This window comes from Pirellulales bacterium, assembly GCA_035656635.1.
Taxonomy (GTDB): Bacteria; Planctomycetota; Planctomycetia; order Pirellulales; family JADZDJ01; genus DATJYL01.
In genome coordinates this window covers 17053-39822 of record DASRSD010000188.1, presented here as the reverse complement: position 1 = coordinate 39822, position 22770 = coordinate 17053, and the positions used below count along the sequence as shown (strand labels likewise).

The 22770-nt window shown below is 56.0% G+C and carries 22 protein-coding genes; 11 read left to right on the top strand and 11 right to left on the bottom strand.

The genetic code is table 11. From position 1 onward, the window contains the following. The 5 genes from VFE46_20195 to rplT all read left to right on the top strand — a co-directional run. Positions 1–203: hypothetical protein (locus VFE46_20195; GenBank protein ID HZZ30331.1), on the top strand; the 203-nt coding region annotated here is incomplete at its 5' end. A 99-nt stretch (positions 204–302) separates the two neighbouring features. Next, positions 303–1706, top strand: coding sequence for an MFS transporter (locus VFE46_20190; protein HZZ30330.1), 1404 nt, complete (start codon positions 303–305; stop codon positions 1704–1706). A gap of 215 nt (positions 1707–1921) precedes the next feature. Continuing rightward, positions 1922–2431, top strand: coding sequence for a translation initiation factor IF-3 (infC, locus tag VFE46_20185; GenBank protein ID HZZ30329.1), 510 nt, complete (start codon positions 1922–1924; stop codon positions 2429–2431). A 360-nt stretch (positions 2432–2791) separates the two neighbouring features. Next, positions 2792–2995, top strand: a complete 204-nt coding sequence (gene rpmI / locus VFE46_20180; protein ID HZZ30328.1) for a 50S ribosomal protein L35 — start codon at positions 2792–2794, stop codon at positions 2993–2995. A gap of 68 nt (positions 2996–3063) precedes the next feature. Then, on the top strand, positions 3064–3423 hold the full coding sequence (gene rplT, locus VFE46_20175) for a 50S ribosomal protein L20 (protein HZZ30327.1): 360 nt from the start codon (positions 3064–3066) through the stop codon (positions 3421–3423). Between the two features lie 69 nt (positions 3424–3492). Here the strand turns inward: rplT and VFE46_20170 are convergent, their stop codons facing one another. After that, complete coding sequence (locus VFE46_20170; protein ID HZZ30326.1) at positions 3493–4746, bottom strand: serine hydrolase domain-containing protein; 1254 nt, start codon at positions 4744–4746, stop codon at positions 3493–3495. Between the two features lie 223 nt (positions 4747–4969). Here VFE46_20170 and VFE46_20165 point away from each other — a divergent pair, with 223 nt between their 5' ends. Next, the gene (locus VFE46_20165; GenBank protein HZZ30325.1) at positions 4970–6160 is read left to right on the top strand and encodes a hypothetical protein; all 1191 of its coding nucleotides are present in this window, start codon (positions 4970–4972) and stop codon (positions 6158–6160) included. 32 nt (positions 6161–6192) lie between these two features. Then, positions 6193–6399, top strand: a complete 207-nt coding sequence (locus VFE46_20160) for a hypothetical protein (protein HZZ30324.1) — start codon at positions 6193–6195, stop codon at positions 6397–6399. 280 nt (positions 6400–6679) lie between these two features. Here VFE46_20160 and VFE46_20155 read toward each other — a convergent pair whose 3' ends face one another. Together VFE46_20155 and thrS are read right to left on the bottom strand one after the other, a co-directional pair. Then, positions 6680–7171, bottom strand: a complete 492-nt coding sequence (locus tag VFE46_20155) for a hypothetical protein (protein ID HZZ30323.1) — start codon at positions 7169–7171, stop codon at positions 6680–6682. Positions 7172–7297: 126 nt separating this feature from the next. Continuing rightward, complete coding sequence (thrS, locus tag VFE46_20150) at positions 7298–9301, bottom strand: threonine--tRNA ligase (protein ID HZZ30322.1); 2004 nt, start codon at positions 9299–9301, stop codon at positions 7298–7300. Between the two features lie 557 nt (positions 9302–9858). Between thrS and VFE46_20145 the strand changes: the two genes are divergently transcribed. Beyond that, the gene (locus VFE46_20145) at positions 9859–10503 is read left to right on the top strand and encodes an ATP-dependent Clp protease proteolytic subunit (protein ID HZZ30321.1); all 645 of its coding nucleotides are present in this window, start codon (positions 9859–9861) and stop codon (positions 10501–10503) included. Between the two features lie 189 nt (positions 10504–10692). Here the strand turns inward: VFE46_20145 and VFE46_20140 are convergent, their stop codons facing one another. Further along, the gene (locus tag VFE46_20140) at positions 10693–11715 is read right to left on the bottom strand and encodes a cytochrome c (protein HZZ30320.1); all 1023 of its coding nucleotides are present in this window, start codon (positions 11713–11715) and stop codon (positions 10693–10695) included. A 116-nt stretch (positions 11716–11831) separates the two neighbouring features. Here VFE46_20140 and VFE46_20135 point away from each other — a divergent pair, with 116 nt between their 5' ends. The 3 genes from VFE46_20135 to VFE46_20125 all read left to right on the top strand — a co-directional run bounded on the left by VFE46_20135 (position 11832) and on the right by VFE46_20125 (position 14997). Then, positions 11832–13079 (top strand): FAD:protein FMN transferase, encoded by a 1248-nt coding sequence (locus VFE46_20135; protein ID HZZ30319.1) that lies wholly within the window; start codon positions 11832–11834, stop codon positions 13077–13079. A gap of 150 nt (positions 13080–13229) precedes the next feature. Further along, complete coding sequence (locus tag VFE46_20130) at positions 13230–13898, top strand: DedA family protein (protein HZZ30318.1); 669 nt, start codon at positions 13230–13232, stop codon at positions 13896–13898. 136 nt (positions 13899–14034) lie between these two features. Further along, positions 14035–14997: a hypothetical protein gene (locus tag VFE46_20125; GenBank protein ID HZZ30317.1), complete on the top strand. Its 963-nt coding sequence runs from the start codon at positions 14035–14037 to the stop codon at positions 14995–14997. A gap of 5 nt (positions 14998–15002) precedes the next feature. Here the strand turns inward: VFE46_20125 and VFE46_20120 are convergent, their stop codons facing one another. The 7 genes from VFE46_20120 to VFE46_20090 all read right to left on the bottom strand — a co-directional run bounded on the left by VFE46_20120 (position 15003) and on the right by VFE46_20090 (position 22567). Beyond that, a complete protein-coding gene (locus VFE46_20120) occupies positions 15003–15857 on the bottom strand; it encodes a hypothetical protein (protein HZZ30316.1) in 855 nt (284 codons plus the stop codon). 92 nt (positions 15858–15949) lie between these two features. Beyond that, positions 15950–17017 carry an AI-2E family transporter gene (locus VFE46_20115; GenBank protein HZZ30315.1) on the bottom strand — a complete coding sequence of 356 codons (1068 nt, stop codon included), beginning with the start codon at positions 17015–17017 and terminating at the stop codon, positions 15950–15952. Between the two features lie 66 nt (positions 17018–17083). Further along, positions 17084–17653: an HIT domain-containing protein gene (locus VFE46_20110; protein ID HZZ30314.1), complete on the bottom strand. Its 570-nt coding sequence runs from the start codon at positions 17651–17653 to the stop codon at positions 17084–17086. Between the two features lie 68 nt (positions 17654–17721). Beyond that, a complete protein-coding gene (locus tag VFE46_20105) occupies positions 17722–18372 on the bottom strand; it encodes a pentapeptide repeat-containing protein (protein ID HZZ30313.1) in 651 nt (216 codons plus the stop codon). 198 nt (positions 18373–18570) lie between these two features. After that, positions 18571–20442 carry a hypothetical protein gene (locus VFE46_20100; protein HZZ30312.1) on the bottom strand — a complete coding sequence of 624 codons (1872 nt, stop codon included), beginning with the start codon at positions 20440–20442 and terminating at the stop codon, positions 18571–18573. Further along, entirely contained in the window at positions 20442–21518 is a 1077-nt protein-coding gene (locus VFE46_20095) for a glycosyltransferase family 2 protein (protein HZZ30311.1), read from the bottom strand. Before VFE46_20095 ends, VFE46_20100 begins: the two co-directional genes overlap by 1 nt. Positions 21519–21592: 74 nt before the next feature. Further along, on the bottom strand, positions 21593–22567 hold the full coding sequence (locus VFE46_20090) for a lysylphosphatidylglycerol synthase domain-containing protein (protein ID HZZ30310.1): 975 nt from the start codon (positions 22565–22567) through the stop codon (positions 21593–21595). Positions 22568–22770 lie beyond the last annotated feature (203 nt).

Here is a 22770-nt window from a genome sequence, read left to right as displayed (position 1 = left end):
ATCCGGCGGTGATGGAGTTGTATCGTCAACAAATCGACAAACGCCTGGAGAATGTGGCCAAGTGCGAGCAAATTCAGAAGTTTGCCCTGCTGCCGCGCGGTTTTACGATCGAGGAAGAAGAGCTTACCCCTACATTGAAATTGCGTCGCGGAATTGTACAGCAACATTTCGCACAGGAAATTGACGGATTGTATGCGGAGTAAATGGAACTTGCCCACATGCCGGCACCATAAATGCAGCGGCCGAAAGCACCATCGAATTGACGTTGCAGCAAGATACTCCCTCGGTCACACTTGCCTTTGATGATTCATCCTGATTCCGACTCCGGCGAATTGAAAGCTCTGGCTTCAGCGACCTCCGATTCGCACGCCATCGCGCGCCACGATCCTTACGCTGCATTGCGAGTGCCGGCATTTCGCCGCTACATGATTGGCAATTTCTTGGCGATTCTTGGATTGCAAATGCAGTCGGCTGCCATTGGCCTGGAGCTGTATCGCCGTACGAAAGCCCCCATTGCATTGGCGTTAGTGGGCTTGGTGCAGGTCTTGCCCGTGTTAGGGTTGGCCGTGGTTGCCGGGCATGTGGCCGACCGGTTCAACCGGCGAAACGTGATTATGACGGCCGTGCTGATCATTTCGGCGGGGTCGGCCGGATTGGCAAATTTATCGGCTGCCCATGCGCCGGTGGCTTGGATGTACGGCTGTTTATTCTTCGCCGGGCTGGCACGGGCGTTTCAGCAGCCGGCGAAAGCGTCCATGTTGCCGCAATTGGTAAAGCGGCGCGATTTTCCTAATGCAGTGACGTGGAATTCCGCCGCGTTTCAATTGGCTTCGGTATTGGGACCGGCGATGGCGGGCATCGTGATTTCCATTTTCAAAGGGGCGGCAATGGTGTTCGTGTTCGACGCCAGTTTCGCGCTCTGTTTTTTCGGAATTCTATCGACCATTCACTATCGCCGGCGGAATGTTGAAAAGCAGCCCTTCACGGCCGAAAATTTGGCGGTTGGAATACGATTTGTATGGCGCAATAAAGTTATTTTGGCCGCCAGCAGCCTGGATATGTTCGGCGTCTTGTTCGGCGCGGCCGTGGCCTTGGTGCCAATTTACGCTGACGACATTCTAAAAGTTGGCAACATAGGTTATGGCATGATGATGGCCGCTCCGGCAGCCGGCGCGGTGGCCATGTCGTTTGTGCTCTCCCATTTGCCCCCAATGCAGCACGCGGGAAAGACGCTATTGTGCGCCGTCACCGGTTTTGGCGTGGCGACCGTTGTGTTTGGATTTTCGCGCTGGTTTCCGCTTTCGCTGGCCATGCTATTTATGACCGGGGCCATGGACAACATTAGCGTGGTGGTGCGACAATCATTGATTCAATTGTTGACCCCGGACGAAATGCGGGGTCGTGTATCGGCCATCAACGGCATGTTCATTTCGGTCTCGAACGAAGTGGGCGATATTGAATCGGGCACCGTGGCACAAGCCTTTCGCTCGGCAAATTTCTCCACGGCCAGTTCGGCCACAATCTCTGCGGTGACCGGCGGGGCGGGCACGCTGGCCGTCGTGGCGATTATTGCTTGGCTTTTTCCGCAGTTACGAGGTTACGGTAAATTAGACAGCGGCGTGGCCGGTTCATCGCACGCCCCTTCGCCGTCGGAGACCGTTGTTGCCGACGCCTCGCAATCGGAAGCCCCACGCGCAGCAGGGTAATAATGCCACGGATTGTGCAGTTGACGTGGGAGCCGCCTCACCTTCCGTCCAGAATGCCGTTTAATCCCAACCGTGGTCAGCCCATATGTGTTGTATAATTTCACCGGTTGACTTAATGGCCCTTAGACGGCCATACTCAGTAGTTCCTGCAAGCCGGCGGCCGTGGCAATGGCAGCCGGGTGCAGTTAACGTTTTGCAAGCCTTTGTCGAGGAGGATGCTAGCCATCGATAAGCACAATCGCATTAACGAACAAATTCGCGTTCCACAAGTGAGGGTCATTGCCGCCGACGGGGCACAACTTGGAGTTCTTTCGACCGATCAGGCATTGAGCTTGGCGCGGGAGCAAGAATTGGATCTGGTGGAAGTTGCTCCCACGGAAAAGCCACCCGTTTGCCGAATCATGGATTTCGGTAAGTTCAAATACCAACAGAAGAAGAAACAACACAAGCAGCATTCACATCACACGAAGATCAAAGAAATTCGCGTGCGTCCCAAAACCGGCGATCACGACATTGAAACCAAGGTCAACCAAGCCCGAGGTTTTTTGGCCCACAAAGATAAGGTCATTATCTCCGTTGTGTTCCGCGGCCGGGAATTGGCACACATTGAGGAAGGGCACCGGGTGCTGAAGCGCGTGCTGGAGTTGCTCGATTCGACCGGCAAGCCCGAATCGCCCCCTTCGCACCAAGGCAAACGCATTGTGTGCACCATTGTGCCGAAGTAACGCACTGTGGCGGGCAGGTGTTAAGGAAGCCGCGTGCGAAGATTCCACGTGAACAGGCACAGGGATAATTTGCACAATAGCCCGACTGTTTCTGTCGGGTATTTCTGCCACGTAAAACGCAAATTGTCCCACCACCTGTGATGGGTAGTGATGCATTTTGAAGTGAACTGCATTGGGTGGTCGGGGGTCGAGTGCCGCCGAGCCCGCGGAATGCTGCCCGCTGGGGGCTCCCTTCGGTCGACCCCAGCCACCCTGAGGAAGCAAAGTGCATCACGACCCCTTGTGATGGATCCCCTTTTCCGAGGGCGGAAAAACAGCTAAGATACTTGATTCTGAAAATCCGCATTAAGGATCGCCGCCATGCCGAAGATGAAAACCCACAAGGGCGTAAAAAAACGCTTCCGCGCTACCGCCAAAGGCAAAGTGAAGCATCGCCGCGCGGGCACCAGCCACTTAAATAGCCGCATGACGCAGAAACGAATCCGACATTTGCGGCGAACCGGCGTAATGGAAAAGCCCGACACGCACCGAATTTTGGAAGCGTTGGCCGGCAACAGCTACTAGGCAAAATGACGAAATTCGAATGACGAAACCAAACGCCATTCCGCATTCCAAACGAATACCAAATAATCATGCGAACTACCTCTGCAGTACCTCGTAATCGTGCCAAAAAGCGGCTGTTCCGCAAGGTAAAGGGCTTTGTCGGCGGGCGTGGCCGGCTGTACCGCACTGCGACCGAAACGCTGGTTCGCAGCGGCGTATATGCATTCCGCGATCGCCGTCGCCGTCGCCGTGATTTGCGGGCCCTGTGGATCATTCGCATCAATGCCGCCGTTCGGGAGCGCGGCCTGCGCTACGGCGAATTCGTGAATGGCTTAGGCAAGGCGAAAATTGAGCTCGATCGCAAATCGCTTTCTGAAATGGCCGTGACCGATGTGGCCGCTTTTGATGCCGTCGTCATGCTGGTCAAAGCCGCACTGGGCGCAAAGTAGCCTTTTCCAATCGGCGTCGAGCTGCATTTTCCATGCCGGCTACCTGTCGTTGGTTTTTTTGTTGTGTGGTTACGGCTGAATGGCTTGCATGGCCAGCCGCTGGAATTCGCGCCGCATATCGCTACCGTCGGAATTTTTCAGGTTGCTGCGCTGGATCAGCAGGATCACGAACACGTCTTTCATTGGATCGATCCAGCCTTGCGTGCCGAACGCTCCGCCGTGGCCGAACGTCCCTGGCGAAAGCATTTCCGTGATTCCTTCCGGCGTGTTCACCACGCCAATTCCCAATCCCCAGGCCATGCCGGGCGTGAATCCGGCTTTCAAATCGCCGGTTTGATTTTCCGTCATCTCGTGCAACGTTTTTTCGGCAATAATTCGCTTGCCGTGGAGTTGCCCGCCATTCAGCAGGGCCTGATACAACCGGGCCAAATCGGCGCCTGTGGAATACAATCCGCCGGCCGGACAAGGATAAAGCGGCTTTGCCGTCGGCACGGCGGCTCGAAAATCGGGGAGTGAACTGGCCAACACCAACTGACCGTTTTTCGTGCCATATAGTTCCGCCAATCGTTGGGCTTGCTCGGGCGAAAGAAAAAATGCGGTGTCGTGCATTTCCAGCGGCTGAAAAAATCGCTCCGCCAAATAATCCTCGTAGCGCTGGCCCGAGGCAATTTCGATCACGCGCCCCAGCACGTCGATCCCGGCGGAGGAATATTTCCATTTGCTCCCCGGCTCAAACTCCAGCGGCCGTTGCGAAGAAACCAGCACCACCTCGGCCAGCGTGTGATCGCGGGTTCGCATCAATGCTTTCAATCCGTCCGGATACTCGGGCTGACCGGAGGTATGCGTGAGCAAGTCTTTCAGCGTGATCGGTCGGTCGGGCTTTTTCAGCGTTACCGTGCCGGCATCTTTATCCGTCGAAGCCACGACCATTTGCCCTTTAAACTCCGGAATGTATTTCTCCACCGGATCGTCAATCGAAAGCTTGCCTTCATCACGCAACAGCATCAGACTCATGGCCGTGATGGGCTTAGTCATCGACATAATGCGGAAAATGGCGTCCTTAGGCATTGGCTGATCGGCTTCTAAAGTCCGCTTGCCGATCGCTTCCTGGTAAACAATTCCATCTGAGGTGCCGATGACCATCACCGCTCCGGCAATTTCGTGCCCGTCGACGAACTTCTGCATGCCCGGGCCAATGGCCGCAAGTTTTTCGGCATCGAACTTCGGCGGCGCGGCGCAGGCGGAAGCAGCGGCGAAAATCCAACCACAAAGAAAAAATGTGGATAAGCAAATCAACAATGGTTGTTTTAGACGCATGTGCATGGCCGGGCAGCCTTTCGGTAAACGTGTTGTTTTGACAAGCCTGTGAATTGTTGTAGTTGGTCGCTCGTCGGTTGGCAAGCAATGGGCCGGCGCGGCATCGCCATTTTCATTTTTCATGGGCTGCGGCGGATCGATCTTAAATTTTCGGTAAAAGTTGCTTGCTCGCCGCGTCGATATGTGATATGTACATTTGTATATGAATCTGCGATATCTCTTTGTCGACATGAATTCGTTCTTCGCTTCGGCGGAGCAGCATTTGCAGCCGCCGCTGCGGAACCGGCCGGTGGCGGTTTCGCCCGTCAATGCGGAAACCACCTGTTGCATTGCCGCCAGTTACGAGGCCAAGCGGTTCGAGGTGAAATGTGGCACGCCGGTTTACCTGGCGCGGCGGATGTGTCCGGGCATTAAAATTGTGCCGGCCCGGCCGACCAAGTACATCCAAATTCACGCTGATCTTAAAGCAGCCATCGAAACGTGCTTGCCGGTGGAAAGCGTGATGTCGATTGACGAATTCGCTTGTCGCTTATCTGCCGACCGGCGCGATGCGGCATCTGCATTACGATTGGCTCAGCAAGTGAAACTGGCGATTCGCACCCAGGTGGGCGAATTTCTGCGCTCGTCGATTGGCATTGCACCGAATCAGTTTTTGGCCAAAGTGGCCGCCGACATGCAAAAGCCCGACGGGCTGACGTTGATTCAGGCTCACGAACTGCCGCAGCGATTGTATCCGCTGGAACTGATTGACTTGCCCGGCATCGGCCGGCGGATGGGGCAGCGGCTGTATCGGGCGGGCATTCGGGAAGTACAGCAGTTGTGTGGGCTGTCGACGGTGGAATTGTCGCAGTTGTGGGGCAGCCGGATCATCGGCCATGCCTGGTGGCGGCAACTGCGGGGTTATGATTTGCCGATTGTGCCCACGCATCGCAGCTCGGTGGGTAATTCGCACGTGCTAGGACCGGAGCTGCGCACCCCGGAATTGGCTCGGGGCGTGCTCATGCGCCTGCTGCATAAAGCGGCGGCCCGGCTTAGGCACATCGGTTATTTCGCCCGATCGATCAGCGTGCTGGTCGAATGCCTGGGGGGCAGAGCGTGCCATAGCAGTTTACGAATGTCTCCCTGCCACGACACGCTCACGCTGTTGGAATTTGCCGCCGCCTTGTGGCCAAATGAATTTCCGGCTCCGCCTTTGCGGGTAAGCGTAGTGCTGGCCGAATTAATTCCCGCAGGCAGCGTGACGGGCATGCTGTTCGACCAGGACCGGCAACTTTCGGCACTGGCTGCGGCGATGGACCGGGTGAATCAAAAATTCGGCGCCCATGCGGTGTACTTCGGCGGCATGCACGGCAGCCAGGAGGAAGGGGGAACAGCGATTGCCTTCAACCAAATTCCGGATTTGGATTTGGCCGATGCGTAGCGCATCCACGATTTCCCAGGCGCAATTTTTTCTTGACATCACAGATTGTTTTCTGCGGGAAAACTGCACGCTTCGTCATGGCGGAAATATCGCGCGAGAATTCAATGGGAAAATATGGCGCTGCTTCGGTCGAGAAAAACAGAGCATTGGCGGATTTAACTTTCCGCAATCTTTCCCCTCGCGCCAAGATTTTTTGCTTGGCGCAGACCGTTAAGTCTTTGCCGCGCGTGCGGCTATAAAGCCTTCCGTAGATGTGGAACGAGCCGGCGTGCCGCTGTCGGCCGCTGTTTGATGCACTGGTTAGATTGCCAAAGAGCAGACTCAGGCGATCTTCCTGAGCGCTTGCAGAGTAGTGTATATGCGTATACAAAGCAAGCGCCCGAATTGGGCCAGTGGTAACGATCACGATAAGAGCTAGAGACTAAGCGTTCGTCGAAGTGTGGGTGGTTTGAGGGTGCAGACACTTCTTTTTACACCAGTGCATGCCCCCGGCGACTCGCCGGGGGCTAAATAGGTAGATTAACCAAAGGGAACGATAAAAGGCCAAGGTTTGGCCGGCCAACCGCGCTCAAGATTGTGACGTTCGACATAGGCAATGCGGTTGCGGACGGTTTGTTCTTCGAAGCAAAAGCGTTTGTCGTAGCCATCGGTCCAAATGGTGCGACCGGGACGAAGCGTGTAGCGGGCAACATCTTTGGCACACTTAACGACTGCGCTGATGGGGTTTGTTGTTGTGCTGATCACAACATGAACGTGCCATGTTTGTACCGTCAGAGCATAGATGCACTGTTGCAGGCGTTGGAGGAGCGAATCGCTGATTGACTGACCAATTCGGGATAAGTCGGATTGCTCGAATCGGAAGGGAGCATGTTGCATTCGAGATTGGTCAGCCGATTGCAATTCCGGATCAGGCGGATAAATGACGCCGTCTTCGACCCAACCACGTTTGTCGCCGCGCAGCCATGTGCCGTAAGTGGTCATGGTGAGCATCGTAGCCAACGTGTTGCCCATGACATTTGACCGATCGCAATATTTAGCCCCCGGTCAATGACCGGGGGGGTTCGGGGAGCCGCAATGAATGGCGGAATGTGTTGCCAGTGCATGACCCCGGCGAGTCGTCGGGGGCTAAATAGGGGATCAATACTCATCGCCGGCGGATTCGCCTTCGCCGAGGCGCGGCGGGGGTTTGAGGCCGCGCACTTGCTTGGTGGCAATTTCGGTTTGCAGTTGGGAAATGGCGGTGGCCAGCGGAATAGCGCCTTTGTCCCCCTCGATGCGGTCGCGGACACTCACGGTGCCGGCTTCGGCGTCTTTGGGGCCGACCACGAACATGTAGGGAATGAGCTGCAATTGGGCGTCGCGGACTTTGGCGCCGAGTTTTTCCGCCCGATAATCGCCCATGACGCGGAGGCCGGCAGCTTTAAGTTCGCTTTCCACGCGGCGGCCGTATTCTTCACTCTTTTCGCTGACCGTTAACACGCGAACTTGCTCCGGCGCCAGCCACAGCGGGAAAGCACCGGCGAAATGCTCGATCAGCACGCCCACGAAACGCTCCAATGAGCCGAGCGGGGCACGGTGGATCATCACCGGCTTGTGCGGCTGGTTGTCGGCGGCGATATATTCCAAATCGAACCGTTCCTTGCTGGGCAAGTTGTAATCGACTTGCACGGTGCCCAGTTGCCAATCGCGGCCCAGGCAATCGCGGACGACGAAATCGATTTTCGGACCGTAAAAAGCCGCCTCGCCGCGCTCCACCGTCAGGTGCGGCAAGTTCGCGCCTTGGGCCACGTTGAGAATCGCCTCCTCAGCCTTGTTCCAGGCGGCATCGGTGCCGACGTATTTATTACTGGTCGGGTCGCGGAAGCCGAGGCGCACCCGGTAATCGGCCAGACCCAGCGCCTTGAGCACGGTTTGCGTGAAATCGAGGCAGCCGCGGACTTCGTCGGCAACCTGATCTTCCGTGCAGAAAATGTGGGCATCGTCCTGGGTAAAGCCGCGCACTCGGGTCATGCCGCCCAACTCGCCGGATTGTTCGTAGCGGTAAACGGTGCCGAATTCGGCCAAACGCACCGGCAGCTCGCGGTAACTGCGGGGTTTGTTTTTGTAAATCATGATGTGATGCGGGCAGTTCATGGGCTTGAGCAAATACTGCTCGTCGTCGGACATCACGATGGGTTTGAACTGGCTGTCGGCGTAATACGGATAGTGGCCGGAGATTTTGTAGAGATCGACCTTGCCGATGTTGGGCGTGTAAACCGGCTCGTAGCCGCGCTTGATGAGTTCCTCTTTGACGAACTGCTCCAGCAGGCCGCGCACCAGTGCGCCTTTGGGCAACCACAAAATCAGGCCGGAACCGACCAGCGGGTTCACGGCGAACAGTTCCAGATGCTTGCCCAGCACACGATGATCGCGGCGCTTGGCTTCTTCCAGCGCGGCGAGGTAGTTGTCTAAATCTTCCTTGGAGAACCAGGCGGTGCCGTACAGACGCTGCAACTGCTCGCGAGATTGGTCCCCTTTCCAGTAGGCGCCAGCCACGCTGGTGAGCTTGAATGCACCGATGTAACCGGCACTGGGAACATGCGGGCCGCGGCAGAGGTCGATGAATTCTCCCTGGCGATAAAACGACATGGAAGCGTGATCTTTCAGCCCGGTGTTGATGTGCTCCACTTTGAAGTTTTGATGCAGCTCCTGACACAGTTGCAGGGCTTTTTCGCGCGGCTCTTCAATGCGCTCGAAAGCTTCGTCGGCTTTGACGATTTTGGCCATTTCGGACTCGATGGCGGGAAAATCTTCTTCGGTGAGCGAACGGGGCAACATCATGTCGTAATAAAAGCCGCTGCCCACGGTCGGGCCGAATGCTAACTGCACGCCGTCAAACAGCCGCATGACGGCCCGGGCCATCACATGGGCGCACGAATGCCGCATGACGCCTAGTGCGGCAGCATCTTTGCGGGTGAGAATTTTGAGGGCGATTTCGCCTTCGGCCGGCAGGGGCGTATCTAGGCCGACGGTTTTGCCATCGACCACCGCGGCAACGGCGGCCTTGGCCAGACCGGGGCCGATATCGGCAGCAACATCTTTGGCCCGCATGTGTTGAGAATATGTTTTTACCGATCCGTCGGGAAGTTTAACCGTGAGCATGGGAAAATTGAGGGTTCCAGGGCGTGGGAAGCAAAATTACAGTGAGACCAGAGCTTAGCTAAATTTATATTTCAAGTTCAGGGAGATAAAAAAATGACACCACAATCCTTGCTTTGGGTGCAGGATCGGGGGCTTATCTATGGCTGTTTGCGGGCGTAAATACCGCCGAGGGTTAAGACTGCCATTTTCGACGTCGGTGCCGAAATGTCCAGACGGACGAAGGCGCCAAAAGATAGCCGTGGACGACGCGGGTACAGATCATGGAGCAAATCACAATGGGGTGAACCACTACGATTGTTTACCGTCGCCGTCCACGGCATTTATACGGTTCAAGTGATGATTCTTATCCGTGGTTGCGCGACATCATAGCAAACGAGTGGCCCAATTTTCGCGATTTTTTTTGCAGCGAACCCCGCGGTACTAGCAGGCTAGCTCAAAATTTTCCCTAAATGTCCGGGTGAAAAGGCTGCCGGGCCAGAATTTGCTTGCCGAAGTGGCAATCACCAGTTAATGTTTGTGAAGTGGGCCGATTATGCACTGTTTGAGGAAAAGGCAACATGGACGAAGCACAATCTGAAGGGCCGTTGGAACTCGCGCTATGCGGTGATTTGACCGAAAGCGAGGCCGAGCTCACCGATAAATTGCTCGCCGTCGAACCGGGCGGCGAATGCACTCTGTACATTGATTCGCCAGGTGGCAGCCCGTACTGCGCCATGTCGCTGACGTCACTCATTATGCTACGAGGTTTGCGGGTAACCGGCATTGTGACGGGGGAATGCTCCTCGGCTGCGTTATGGCCTTTTGCGGCCTGCCGGCGGCGGATGGTTACGCCATACAGCGTGCTATTGTTCCACCCCATGAAGTGGCAAAGCGAGGAGCACGTGGGGCTGCACGAAGCTTCAGAATGGGCCCGCCATTTTGCCCAATTGGAAACCGACATGGATCGGTTTTTGGCCGAATTGTTTGGGCCCTCGAAAAGCGATATCCAGCAATGGATTATTTCGCACCGTTACGTTTCCGGGAGCGAGTTGGCTTCCGCCGGATTGGCGGAACTGATCGACTTCAAAATGCTCGACATGTTCCGCACCGGCCATGCTGGCCGGGCAGGCATGCCGCGGCGGCAAATTATCTCCATGCCCAAGCCCCGCGGAGACCAACCGCGCAACGTGGAACGGAATAAACGGGCGGCGAAGCGGAAGTGATGCGAAGTTTTCACCACGGAGGCACAGAGCCAGCAATAAAGAAAGTTATTAGGAAGCCAGGAAACCAGGGATATTTTGTTGAGGCGTTAATCCACGCGAACGGAATCTCGCTCTTCCTGTCTTCCTGGATTCCTTATAAATTTTCCCTGTCTGCTGTATGCCTCTGCGTCTCTGCGGTTGATTTGCACATCAGCGGAAATCGTTGTGGCAGTTAGCGCAGGCTTTGCTGAGATTCCCAGCGGTCGTGTTCGCAACGGCGTAGTTATTGGCATTTACAGCATCGCGCAGTTCGAGAGCTGCTTGCTGCAGCGCTTTGGCGTAGCCGCGGAATTTTTCGTCATCGGCATTTTCCATGCCGGGGCGCGAAATGGCTTCGGCCAGAGCCGCTACCATTTCTGTTTCATGCGTGATGGCGGCGGAATTCTTTTTGAAATCGCCCGCGTTGGCGGTCCACGGGGCGATACGGTCCCGCTGGGCCAGCTCCAGGCGACTCATTAACGGCAGCAAGTTTGATACTTTGCTCCAATCGTTGGTGGTTTCCGCTTTGGCGCTCCCAATGGTTTCGCCGCTTAGCAGTGCGGCTAAATCTTCACTGCGCTGCTTGACATCTCGGAATGTTTGCTCCGTGCTGGCCTTGCAGTTGAAGCCGGAACGGGCGAACATGTCGCGGGCAATTGGGGCCTGGCTCTTCCATTTCACATCGCCGTCGTACTCGTTAATAATGGCGAAGGCCACGGCCAGCAGGCTGAGCGTGTGGCGCGATTTTTTATATTCGCCGCCGAGGAAAGCTTGCTGAGTTTTTACGTCTTCAGCCAACAGCGGCTGCAGCGATTTGATTTCGTCTTGGAGCGTATCGGCGGAGATGATTTTGGACCAGGGAAGCGCGCCGCCGGCCGCGGCGCCGCTGGTGGACTTGCCACCCTGTCCCACTCCCGCAACTCCATTATTTTTAGGTCCAGGCTTCCCCTTGCCCAAGGCGGCATCGGTCATCCACTGTGGCCGCGGACCTTTCAGCAGACTGGCGGGGTCGGGTGGAAAAGCATCCAGAACGTGCCGATCCCATTGAGCAGGCGGAGCCACATACGTGAGCGGAGGGGCGTCTTTTTTGGGCGGGTCGGCGGCAACGACCGGAAAGCGACCAATCGCCAAGACCATCAGCGTTGCGACTGCAATCGCTGAGGCACTTAACAAGTTCAAGCGTGCTTGTTGCATTGCCATAGCTCTGGAAGACGACGCCCCACAGTTTTCATTATTCCATAAATGGCCATTGCTCGCAACGTATAATGGACGGCAGAAATCTGCGATGCCAAGTAAAGATGTGATCTTCGATGTCTGAACTCCATAAACCTAACAGGCGAGATTTTTTGCGTGGCAAGGCGGCGGTTGATGCGCTGGCGGATTTGGCCGACAGTGCGAAAGTTTTGGGAGATACTGCAACCACGTCTGGCGAAGAAGCAGCACTGTCGCTGTCCGAGGCGGAGGACACAGGTTATTTAACGACATTCACCCGTCGGGCGATGGCGTGTGAATTTGCAGTGTTCTTAAACGCCGGGCAGTATCCGCAGGGAACGGAAGCGGCGCTGGAATCGCTCGATTTGGTCGAGCAGTTGGAATCGCAGCTCACCGTGTTCCGCGATACCAGTGAAATAGTCCGCATTAACCAGACGGCGCAGACAGCGGAAGTGGAAGTGGAGCCGCGGCTGTTCGAACTGCTCGTGCGGGCGAAAAAAATTTATGACGCGACGGAAGGAGCGTACGACATCGCGACAGGAAAAATTACTAAGTTGTGGGGGTTTTATCGTCGCCAGGGAAACATGCCCGACACGCAAGGGCTGGACGCGGTTTTGCAACATGGCGGCATGCGCAATGTGAAATTGGATGAAAATCGCCGCACGGTCCGTTTCCTAGCCCCGGACGTGGAGTTCAATTTGGGAAGCATTGGGAAGGGCTATGCGCTGGATCGCATGGCGGAACTGCTAAGGGAGAGAGGAATTCGAGACTATTTGCTTCACGGCGGAAATAGCAGCGTTTTAGCGCGTGGCAGGAAAGGCTTCGGACGAGAACTATCTAAACCATCGCCGCACGCTTGGTGGATTGGGTTGCGGCATCCGTTGGAGCCGCAGCGGCGGATTGGCGAATTGCAATTATGCGATCGAGCCTTGGGCACCTCGGGGAGCAACACTCAATTTTTCATTCACGAGGGGCACCGCTACGGGCACATCTTGGATCCGCGCAGCGGTTGGCCGGCCGAGGGAATGCTTTCCACGACGGTGGCGGCCGGAACTGCCGCTGAAGCAGATGCCCTGGCGACCGCGCTTTACGTTTTGGGTCCGAAAAAGGCGATCGAGTATTGCCGGGCAAATCCGAATCTATCGGCGGTGTTGATGTGGCCAGCTGAGGAAAGCGGCCGCGTTGAGATCGCCTTATGGGGTTTATCTAGCGAGCAAGTGCGAATGGATATGAACGACGCCTCACTCTCGATTACTTTTATGAGAGAAGCAAATCGTCCAGCGCTACCGATTTTTGAAATTGCTGGCAAAAACGTATTAGATTTGCCTAAAAAACCGGGAATTTAACCGCGGCGCGGCGCACCAATCTCGCTAGAATGTTCGCAACCAAGTGCCGGCGAATGCACGCTTGATTTTGATTTCCTTCGCCGGGCTGTTGTTGCACAAAATCGCCTTTCCAGATGTCCGCGGTGAGTCGCTGTGAGCTATCTTTCGTACATGTTCATTGCTGTCGAAATGTTCGCGGGCCTGATGGCTTACGGCTACGCCGGAATCATTTTGTACATGATTCTTACCGGCTGCGGCTTTCCTATGCCGGAAGAAGTGGCAATTATTGCCGGCGGGGCGCTGGCGGCTAAAGGGCAACTGCACTGGGGGTTAACGTTGGGCTCGCTGCTGATTGGGGCGCTGCTGGGCGATTGCGTGATGTATTACATCGGCTATCACTTTGGCCGGCGATTGCTGCAGCAGAACCGGTTTTGGAATCGGTTGATTACTCCGGACCGCGAAAAAAAAGTGGAAGAACTGCTCAAACAGCATGGCGTGAAAGTGCTATTGGGGGCCAGATTTTTAGTCGGTTTGCGCGGGCCCATGTACATCACGGCGGGCATCTTAAAAGTGCCGTTCCGCCGGTTCGTTGCGGCAGATTTGTTTTGTGCCACTTTGGTCGTCACGCTGTTTTTCGCGTTGAGCTATTGGTACGGCGCGAAAATCATCGACGCTATTCATCGCGGCGAGGGATGGCTCACCATTGCCGTGGTGACTGCTTGCATCATCGGCGGGGGCATTGCAGCGTGGCTTTACATACGGCGGCGCAAGAAGATGCACGCGGCAGCGAGCCATGTTCCACCGGCCGCTGACAATGCCGGCACATCCAGTTCTGCCTAAACTAAGTGTGACCGCCAGCAGTGCTGGCAGAATCTCGCGCGGCCCGGAAAAATTTCAGTAGCCGCAGCGCCCTCCGTAAGCCGAATGATCCCTATAGCCGGCAAAGGTTGCCGGCTGTGTTTGGTAAGGGGGGGACATGTTTACCGGGATTGGCTCGGTTGGCGCTGCGCGCCGGCTTCAAAGCGCTGCAGTACTGCGGCGTCTGCTACTATTGCCGAAACGGCCGTTAGCGGCGGTTTTTTGCACGGCCGTGCTCCTGGTGGGCTCGCCGGCTGATTTCATATTCGCCGGTGAACCGATTGGCAAGCCTTCTACGTCGCGCAGCGCTCGTGATGAAGCTTTGCGCGTCATCCCATTGGATAAACTTCCCGCCGAGGCTCGTGGCAAAGTTACGGCTGTACTTGACAATGTCAGCCTATACCGCCGGCTGCCTATCCAATCGATCGATTGCGAGCCAGATATGTTTCGCTTCATCATGGATAATCCCGATGTGATGGTAAACATGTGGCGGGTGATGGGGGTAACGAATGTTTCGCTGGACCGAGTTGACGCCAATCACTTCCGGTGCACCGATGGCGATGGCACAACGGCACGTGTGGAAGTGCTGCTGCGCACCCCGCAACTCCAAATTATTTTTGCGGAAGGGCTATACGATGGGCCCCTTTTTCCGCGCCCAATTCGCGGGCAATGCGTCGCGGTGCTGCAGTACACGACCAATCGCAAAGCCAGCGGTCGCTTTGAGGAAACAGCGCAATTAGATACGTTTTTACACGTCGACAATTTCGGCGTGGAATTGCTGACCAAGTTGTTCCAAGGCTTGGTAGGGCGGACAATCGATCACAATTTTGTGGAAACCGTGTCATTCATCGGCAGCGTGTCGCGCACTGCGGAATTGAATCCTCGCGGCATGCGGCACATGGCGGCGCGACTGGATCGGGTAGATTCCGATCGCCGCGAGCAGCTTGTCGCCGTAAGCGATCAGGTGGCCGGCAAGCTGGCGGGCGTCAAGTATTCCGAAGACGAGGAAAATCCGCCGCTATCGGAAATTGTACAATCCACTGCGGTCGACGCGCCGGCCGGCAAAGCCAGCAAGCGATAGCGCAACTAGCTGGTTGCGGTTCCATTCGCTCCCATCCGCTGCACCAAAGCTCGATATTTTGCGCGCACGTCTTGGTGAATCCACACCAAATACGCATTAGCACCCAGTGAGGCAAATAGCGCCAGCAGGGTAGCCATCAAAGCAAGCCAAGGTTTTGACGTGGCGGGAGTCCAGCCCGCGTCGGAGACCGCAGGCTTGTCAGCATCCACGGCGATCTGGTTGGATGCAAAAGTTTGGGAACCGCTGACAGAGCTTTCATTGGCTGGCCACCGCGGCGGTGAAACCGGAGCGGTTTGTGCTGCTGTTGTCACGGTACCGCCGCCGGCTGTGGCAGGAAGTGAATCGGGCTCCAACTTCTTGATTGGCCCTGAATGAAAAAACGGCGAAGAGAGTGATTTTGGCAGTTCCGCCGGCGCCGATTCGGCAGTGGGCGAACTCGACTTCGCTTTCGGTTCATCCATTCCCGGCGGCGGGGGCAAATTTAACCGATCGCTGGCAGGCGGCGCGCTTTCGATCGGCGGTTGGGTGGTTGGAGGGAAAGTTTTCTCTCGTGAAGGATTCACGCTGGCGGCGCCGGAATTTTTAGGGCCAACCACATCGCCTTGATTGGGCAATTTCGCATCGCCGATGGAAATATGAATGCGGCGCAGTTGTCCTTGCAGACCTGGCGGGATGTCGCTGGTGAAGCCTTGCTGGCGGAACGAGTCGAGCAAATCGGGTTCGACCTGCACCAAATACTCAATGCCTCCCTCGGGCAACGATTGCCAGCCAAATTGCACCGCACTGGCGGGCGTGGGAATGCACAGGAAGCCAATCATCATTAGCGCGAAGACTGCGCAAAACAAAATGCGGTGAGACATAAGAAGCGTGAAGGGAATGAGTTTAGTTAAACGCAGCGAATAAAGCTTTGCCGCCAAATTAACATTCTGGGCGTGCGGGCTGCAATCGGAGTTCACTTCTGCCGGCGGTGCGATTCGCTTGCTTCGTGCTTCGGCTCGTTCAAATCGGCTAATTGAGTTTGTAGCATATTCAAGCCAACTTGCAGAAACGCCACGGCCATGGGTCCCACGAACACGCCAATCGGGCCCAGCGCTTCCACACCTCCAAGCACGCTCAGGACTGCCAATAGCGGATTCAGCTTCGATTGGCCATGCAGCAACATCGGCTTGAGAATTGAATCGACCACCGTCACCACCACCAGGCAATACACGCCCAGAACAATGGCTGCCGGAATCCGATCGTCGACAAACGCCAGCCAGGCGCAAACCGTCACCCAAATGCTGGCCGAGCCGACAATGGGCACCATCGAGCCCAGAAAGGTGAGCATCATCAGCAAGAAAACCGATTTTGCCCCGACGATGGCGAATCCCAAACCGGCCAGAATGGCAATTGCCAAGCCGCCGAGCAAATGTGCGCCGACCACAGCCCGGCTGATTTCCTCGAACTCGTCAATCAGCCGCTGCTGATGACGCTGTTCCAGGGGAACCAGCTTCGTCACGGTGTTCAACATTTGCTGGCCGTCGGCCAAAAAATAATACAACGCTAGAATGAACACAAAACAGCCAATTAGAAAATCCAACAATACCGTTGGCGTTTTCGTGGCAATGGGGGCCAGCCATTCGTTGATTTTGGTTCCCATTTCGGTGCGAATTTCCTTGGGATCAAGCTGCAACGAAAACCACGAGTTGACCTGCTCCACCAAGCGATCGAACGATTGCGTTTCGAAATGCACCCGGTCGGTATTCCGCATCAACCGCACGGCATCGTGCGCCCCCTGATAAACGACAATCACCGTGGGAATTAAAACGATCAGTAAAATGGCCAGCGTCGTCAGCGTGGAGCCCAGCCGGTTGTAGCCGCGGCACTTCGCCAGTACCCAATTGTGCAAGGGCTGAAACAGCATGGCAAACAGCGCCGCGAGGAACAGCGGCACAAAAAAGCGAAACACGACCAAATAAAACAGGCCGCCAAACAATAACACCAGGAACAGCAGCACAATAAGAGAGATCACGCGATTCATGGTGTCGGATTGAGTGTTAGAATTTTAAAATTCATCGTCGCCGCGATTTGGGAAGCGATGAGTGGTTCATGTCGAGCGGTCCAACTCAGCATGCAACAATTCCATCAGCGCTTCCAGCGATTGGGGAATGACATTCACGCCGGCCAGCACAGGCATGAAATTGGTATCGCCGTTCCAGCGCGGGACAATGTGCCAATGCACGTGTCCCGGCACGCCGGCGCCGGCCACGCGACCCAAATTCAGGCCGATGTTGAACCCTTCCGGTTTCATTAGCCGTTCAAGTGTGACGTTGAGGCGGGAAATGCACCGCATCAACTCGACATGCTCTTCGTTAGAAAGTGCATCCAATCGGGCTACGTGACGAACCGGGGCCACCAACAGGTGACCGTTGTTATACGGGTAGCGGTTGAGCACAGCGACGGCCAGTTTCGTGCGATACACGACCAGATTCTGCCGGTCAGACTGATGTTGGTTTTGCTGATCGGTTGCCAAATCGGCGGCGGCGCGACACAAAAAGCAAGTTCGATCCGCTTCCGGCATCCAGGCGAGTTCGCCAGCGTTCGGCGGCGATTTTGGCTTGTCGCCACCCGTGATGTAACCAATCCGCCAAGGTGCCCAAAGTTGCTCGAAGTTCATGCCGCGATTGTATGCGGCCGGTAGACCGGAAGGTAGAGCAACCGAGCCGGCGCGAACGTGAACTCCGCTCAACCCCAGAATTGCCACCAGGGACGGGCGGCCTTGGCCGTTGTCTTTGCGTTACCGCCGGTTGCCGATACGAGCGCTGCCGTGCGGCCCGATTTGTCGATGGCTCCCCGCATTCGAGCCCGAGTCATAACGGCACAATTCAAATTCGCGCTGGTTAGATTGGCGCCTTCTAAATTCGCGCCCATTAAATTGGCGCCGCTCAAATCGGCGGCTCGCAAATCGGCCCCCAACAGCGTAGCGCCGGTGAGGTTGGCCCGCAGGTCGGTCATGCTGAGATCGGATTTCGTTAAGTCGGCATTGGACAAATTCGCACCCGCCAAGCGCGCATAGCGTAAATTCGCTTTCGTCATGATGGCGGCGGAAAAATCGGCGCCGACTAAAGTGCAATCGGTGAGATCGGCGCCGGTCAAATTGGCATGAGAGACGTTGGCGGCGTCCAAAGAGGCGGCGTTGAAAATTGCATTGACGAGATTCGCGCCGCGCAGATCGGCATCGCGCAGATCGCAGTTATTGGCGATCACCGCGCGCAAATCTTGCCCCTGAAGGCTGGCGCCTTGCAGATGGGCGCCAGACAGCTTTGCGCCGGCCAGCGTGTCGGACTCCAATTCCAACAGGACGGCGCCTGTCGATTTGTGTCGAATCTGGATCATAGCCGCACCGGGATGGTTGGCCCGTTGGTGCTGGAACAACTGATCAAAAGATCGACGCGGTGCGCAGTATCTCCGTTCCGTGGCTAAATGCCTTGCCTCCCTAACCACCCCCTAATATCACTAAAAGAAGGCCGACAGGCAAGCTCGACGTATGAAAAAGGAAGGTTTTTTTGGGTTCGATGGGCAATCCCTGCACCCTTACCAACCCATATACGTCCCTAAGTTCATCAACCAGGGAGGCGTCCATGGGTTCCAAATGGGATAGGCTGCCGACAGAACCGACAGCGCCAACAGCAAATAGCCCAGGCAGCGGGCTGGCCGCCAGTTGCAGAGCTTATCGGCCGTGGGAAGTAGGGCTAAAAGCCACAGCGGTGCTAACCAAAACACCCAGCGAAAACCGCTGGTGGCTCCGCCGTAATTGCGTTCGTCCAAGGGGCGCAGGATGTAAAACGTGATGCAGACGACCGAAATCAAAGTGATCGACATCGCCACCGCAGGAAGATTGTAGTTTTTGCTTCCAAGCCACAGTAACAAGCCGGGGATCGCCAGCAACCAAATAGGAGTTAGCGAAAAAATACCGTGATGGCCGATGAGGACGTTGAACGCATATTTTCCGATGGAAGCTTCTCCGGCATCGATGCCTTGCGCATGACGCCAATAACTTTCGATGAGCCGACCGTCGCTGCGCGTGAATTCGTAGTCGTACCAGTTGTTCGAGTTCCCGCGGAGTGTAACCGTTTGGCCGGAATCGAGCGTGACCGTGCCTTCAAAGCGGCCATTAGTGGTAGCCGAACCGCCCGAATTGGCACCGGGTGTTATTGCCGCGTTTGGCGCCGTATCGTCACTCGGGGCAGGCGTTCCGCTGGCGGTGGCAATGGGGCGCGGAACTTCCTGCCCGTGCTGCCGATGCGCATAGGCAGGACTTAGGCTGTGATGGGCGAGCCAATTCGTGGCAAAAAACGCGACCAGCACAACGAGCGCCGCCGGCACAAAACCGATCAACATTTGCCGCGGAGCCTTCCACAAAGCCGCGACGGTCGCCAGAGCAAAAAGCGAAAGCGCCGGCAGTTCACAACCAGCAGCTAACGCAGCGAAGCAGCCGGCCAGCAAGAAATATCGCACCCGGCGCTCGCCGTCGTACCAAATTCGCAAACTCGCGTATAGTGTGATGACCGCGCACACGGCGGCGGGCAAATGATTATTCAATACTACGGCAAACGTAGTAAGAAACGTGCCCAATGTGGCGGCGGCCATTACGAAAATTCGACCCCAATCGGTCCGTCCATACCGTTCCAGAATTTTTCCCAAGACCCAAAAATAGACGATCAGCGGCAGAACATTTACCAACAGCAGCATCGCCCGATCAATTTCGTACGGATTGGTGCCCAGCGTCACCGGCGGACCGTGCACGGCACTGGCAATTTTGCAAAACAGCCAGTAGGGCGCGGCATACAGCGTGGTGAGCAATGGCGGCTTGCTACTGTAGATGTGCGGCGCGCCAGCGGCATCGGTGTGCATGACGACGTCGATGGAGTCCCAATTCGGATACGTGACTGGATCGGCGACATATTGCTCGATGGCATACGTTCCCTTTTCCACTAGCGCTCGTATGGTGAGCCAACGGCTGCGATCGTTCGCGCTGAGGAAAGGGCGCTCCTTTTGCCAATCGGCACGAGTCAGTTCTTCCAAATCGTGATCGGTTTTTCCCGCCAGTTGACCGGCGGCCTGCAGCTTCTGTTTTTCTTGCTCGATGGTGTCTGATTTCAGCCGGCCTTGGGAACGGATAACATCGATCGAATTGACCGCCAAAATGCGACCTGTCATCGTGCCGACCGATAGCGCAATCAAAATGCCATACACGCTGCGGCGAAGCTTTGCGGCAGGGCTGTTATCGATTTTTATAGCGCTGGGGGGCGAGGCGGACGGGGTCTTCCCCATCACGGTTGGCTTCGCAGATGGCGGAGTTGCGGCGGGTGAATTTCCGCCGGCAGGTCGGCTTGCCGGCAAATCGGTTGGCCGCAAGGGAGGATTTGGCCGCGCCGGGGGATTGGACGAAGGAACGTTGCTCATCAGTTCAATTGATCGCTTCCAGTCCGTTGCCGTGCGGAAGATGAGGTTAAATCGGGAGCATGACGTTCACCGTTACCGGTGTCGGAAGTCGCTGGCGGATTTTTGCGAGTTTCCCGATTTTCCGCTGTGTTATTCAAGCGTTCCGCGATGGAATAGGTGTCGGTATCGCGCCCGTAGTACGAGGTAATCAATTCGGCCAAAAAACCGATCGACATCATTTGCCCGCCAAACAATAGCGCTCCCAAGGAATACAGCAGCGCGGGCCGTTCGTGCAGTGGCGGCCAGTGCCAATCAGGATGCAATTGAGTCAGAATCCAATAAACTGCCAAATAGGCCAAGCCCACGAGCCCTAGCAAAACGAACAGCAAGCCGGCTACTCCCAATAAATGTTGCGGGCGCTGGCCAAAGCCGGTGAGAAATTTCACGGTCAACAAATCGAGAAAGCCCTTGATGTATCTGCCGGCGCGATACTTTGAACGGCCAAACCGTCGCGGCCGATGTTGCACGACCACTTCTCCCACGCGAAAACCTCGGGCAGCAGCCAGAACCGGCAGAAAGCGGTGTAACTCGCCGTACAGCCGCACTTCGTCAAAAACCTCGCGGCGGCAACTTTTCAGTCCGCAATTGTGATCGTGCAATTGAACGCCTGTGAGTCGGCTCACAAGCCAGTTGAAAACGCGAGATGCAAACACTTTATGGGCCGGATCATGCCGAACCTGCTTCCAGCCGCTAACCACATCGCAGCCTTCGTCCATTTTGGCCAGCAGCTTGGGAATTTCAGCCGGGTCGTCCTGCAAATCGGCGTCCAGTGTGACAAAGGTTTCGCCTTGGGCCGCGTGAAAGCCGGCGCTTAACGCGGCGGCTTTGCCAAAGCGCCGGCGAAACCGGATGCCCCGCACGCGCGGGTCGGCGGCCGCCAGTTCGCGGATTACATTCCAAGAGCCATCGCTTGATCCATCATCAATAAAAATAATTTCCGCTTCGTAATGCTGAGCCGCGATTGTGGCTTCCAATTCACGATGCAGCGCCGCCAGGCTTTCCGCTTCGTTAAGTATGGGAATGACAACGGAGAGCATGCAAAGAAGACGAGGATCTGGGGGGCAGGGATGTTTGATGCAAACTCTTAGAATACACCAATTCGCGCCGAAATTCACTTGCGGTCGAGCGGTTTTGCAGCTCTTGCCAGCGGATATAAAACTGCAGCCAGAGCGATTTCGGCAGCCAACCATACCAGCCGCAGCATGATCACGGCTATCAGGGCTAATGCTTGCCCTTGTTGGGGCATCAACTGCTCCAATCGTGGCGCGAGCAACTGCAATAAAACGACCTCCCGAACCCCGAAGCCGGCCGGTAGCATTGACACAAATCCTAGCCCAATGGCCAGCGCCACCGTAGCGGTGTCGAGCGGCACGTCGCTGGTAAACTCGACATTCTCAACTCCGATGGCCCGCAATACTGCCCACAAGCTAGCGCCGGCAAAAAACCAGCCAATCGCAATGGCCAGCCATCCGGCCACAAGCGATCCAATACTGAGATGAACAAATGCCGGAGCCGATTCAGTTCCGCTGGGCGATAATCGCAGCAAGCGCATCACCCGTGCGAATATTGGCGGCAGTGTTGGCAGGCCGACGACCAATGCCAAGCCCAGCGAACCTGCGATCAACCACTTTTGCTCGCGGTGCCCCGATAGCAGAATAATCGCCGCTACCATTGCACCTACCGCCATCGTGGTAAATGTTTCGTAAAATACAGCCACCACGGCCAGCGACGTTTTCACGTGCGTTCGGCCGAGCAAACCGGCCCGGAGCACAACAACCATTGCTTTGCCGGGCACGTATTTCCCCAAGTGTCCGATGTAGTAAGCTCGCAGTGCTTGAAGCAACGCAATTGGTTGACCGAGTGCGACTAAAACACTGTGCCAAAACCACCCGCAGGGAAATTGGCTAAGCAAATACAGCAACGCGGCTAGTGCAGCCCAAGCGGGTTGTAGGTGGCTTATTTGCCAGCCATTTTGATGTAAATCGGCCAGGCCAGCGACAATGGTTCGGTGGCCGCCCCAGAGAACCAGGGCCAAAATGGCCAACTTGAACACGAACACTCCCAAGCGGCGATAAGATGATCGCATTTGCCAGTGCGGAGTATTAGGTGTGGAATACGGGGCAATAAGTCTGAGTACCCAAAGAAGTTTAGTGTTTGGACCAGCCGCAACCCAATCCCAGGGGGACATCGCGGCTGGAAGCCCCATTCTCGGCCAAAAAGATTGACAATCGCTATCTCCCCTCAGTACATTGGGTTAGAGAGAAGAAGGTGTGCGGTTTCGCGCGATTT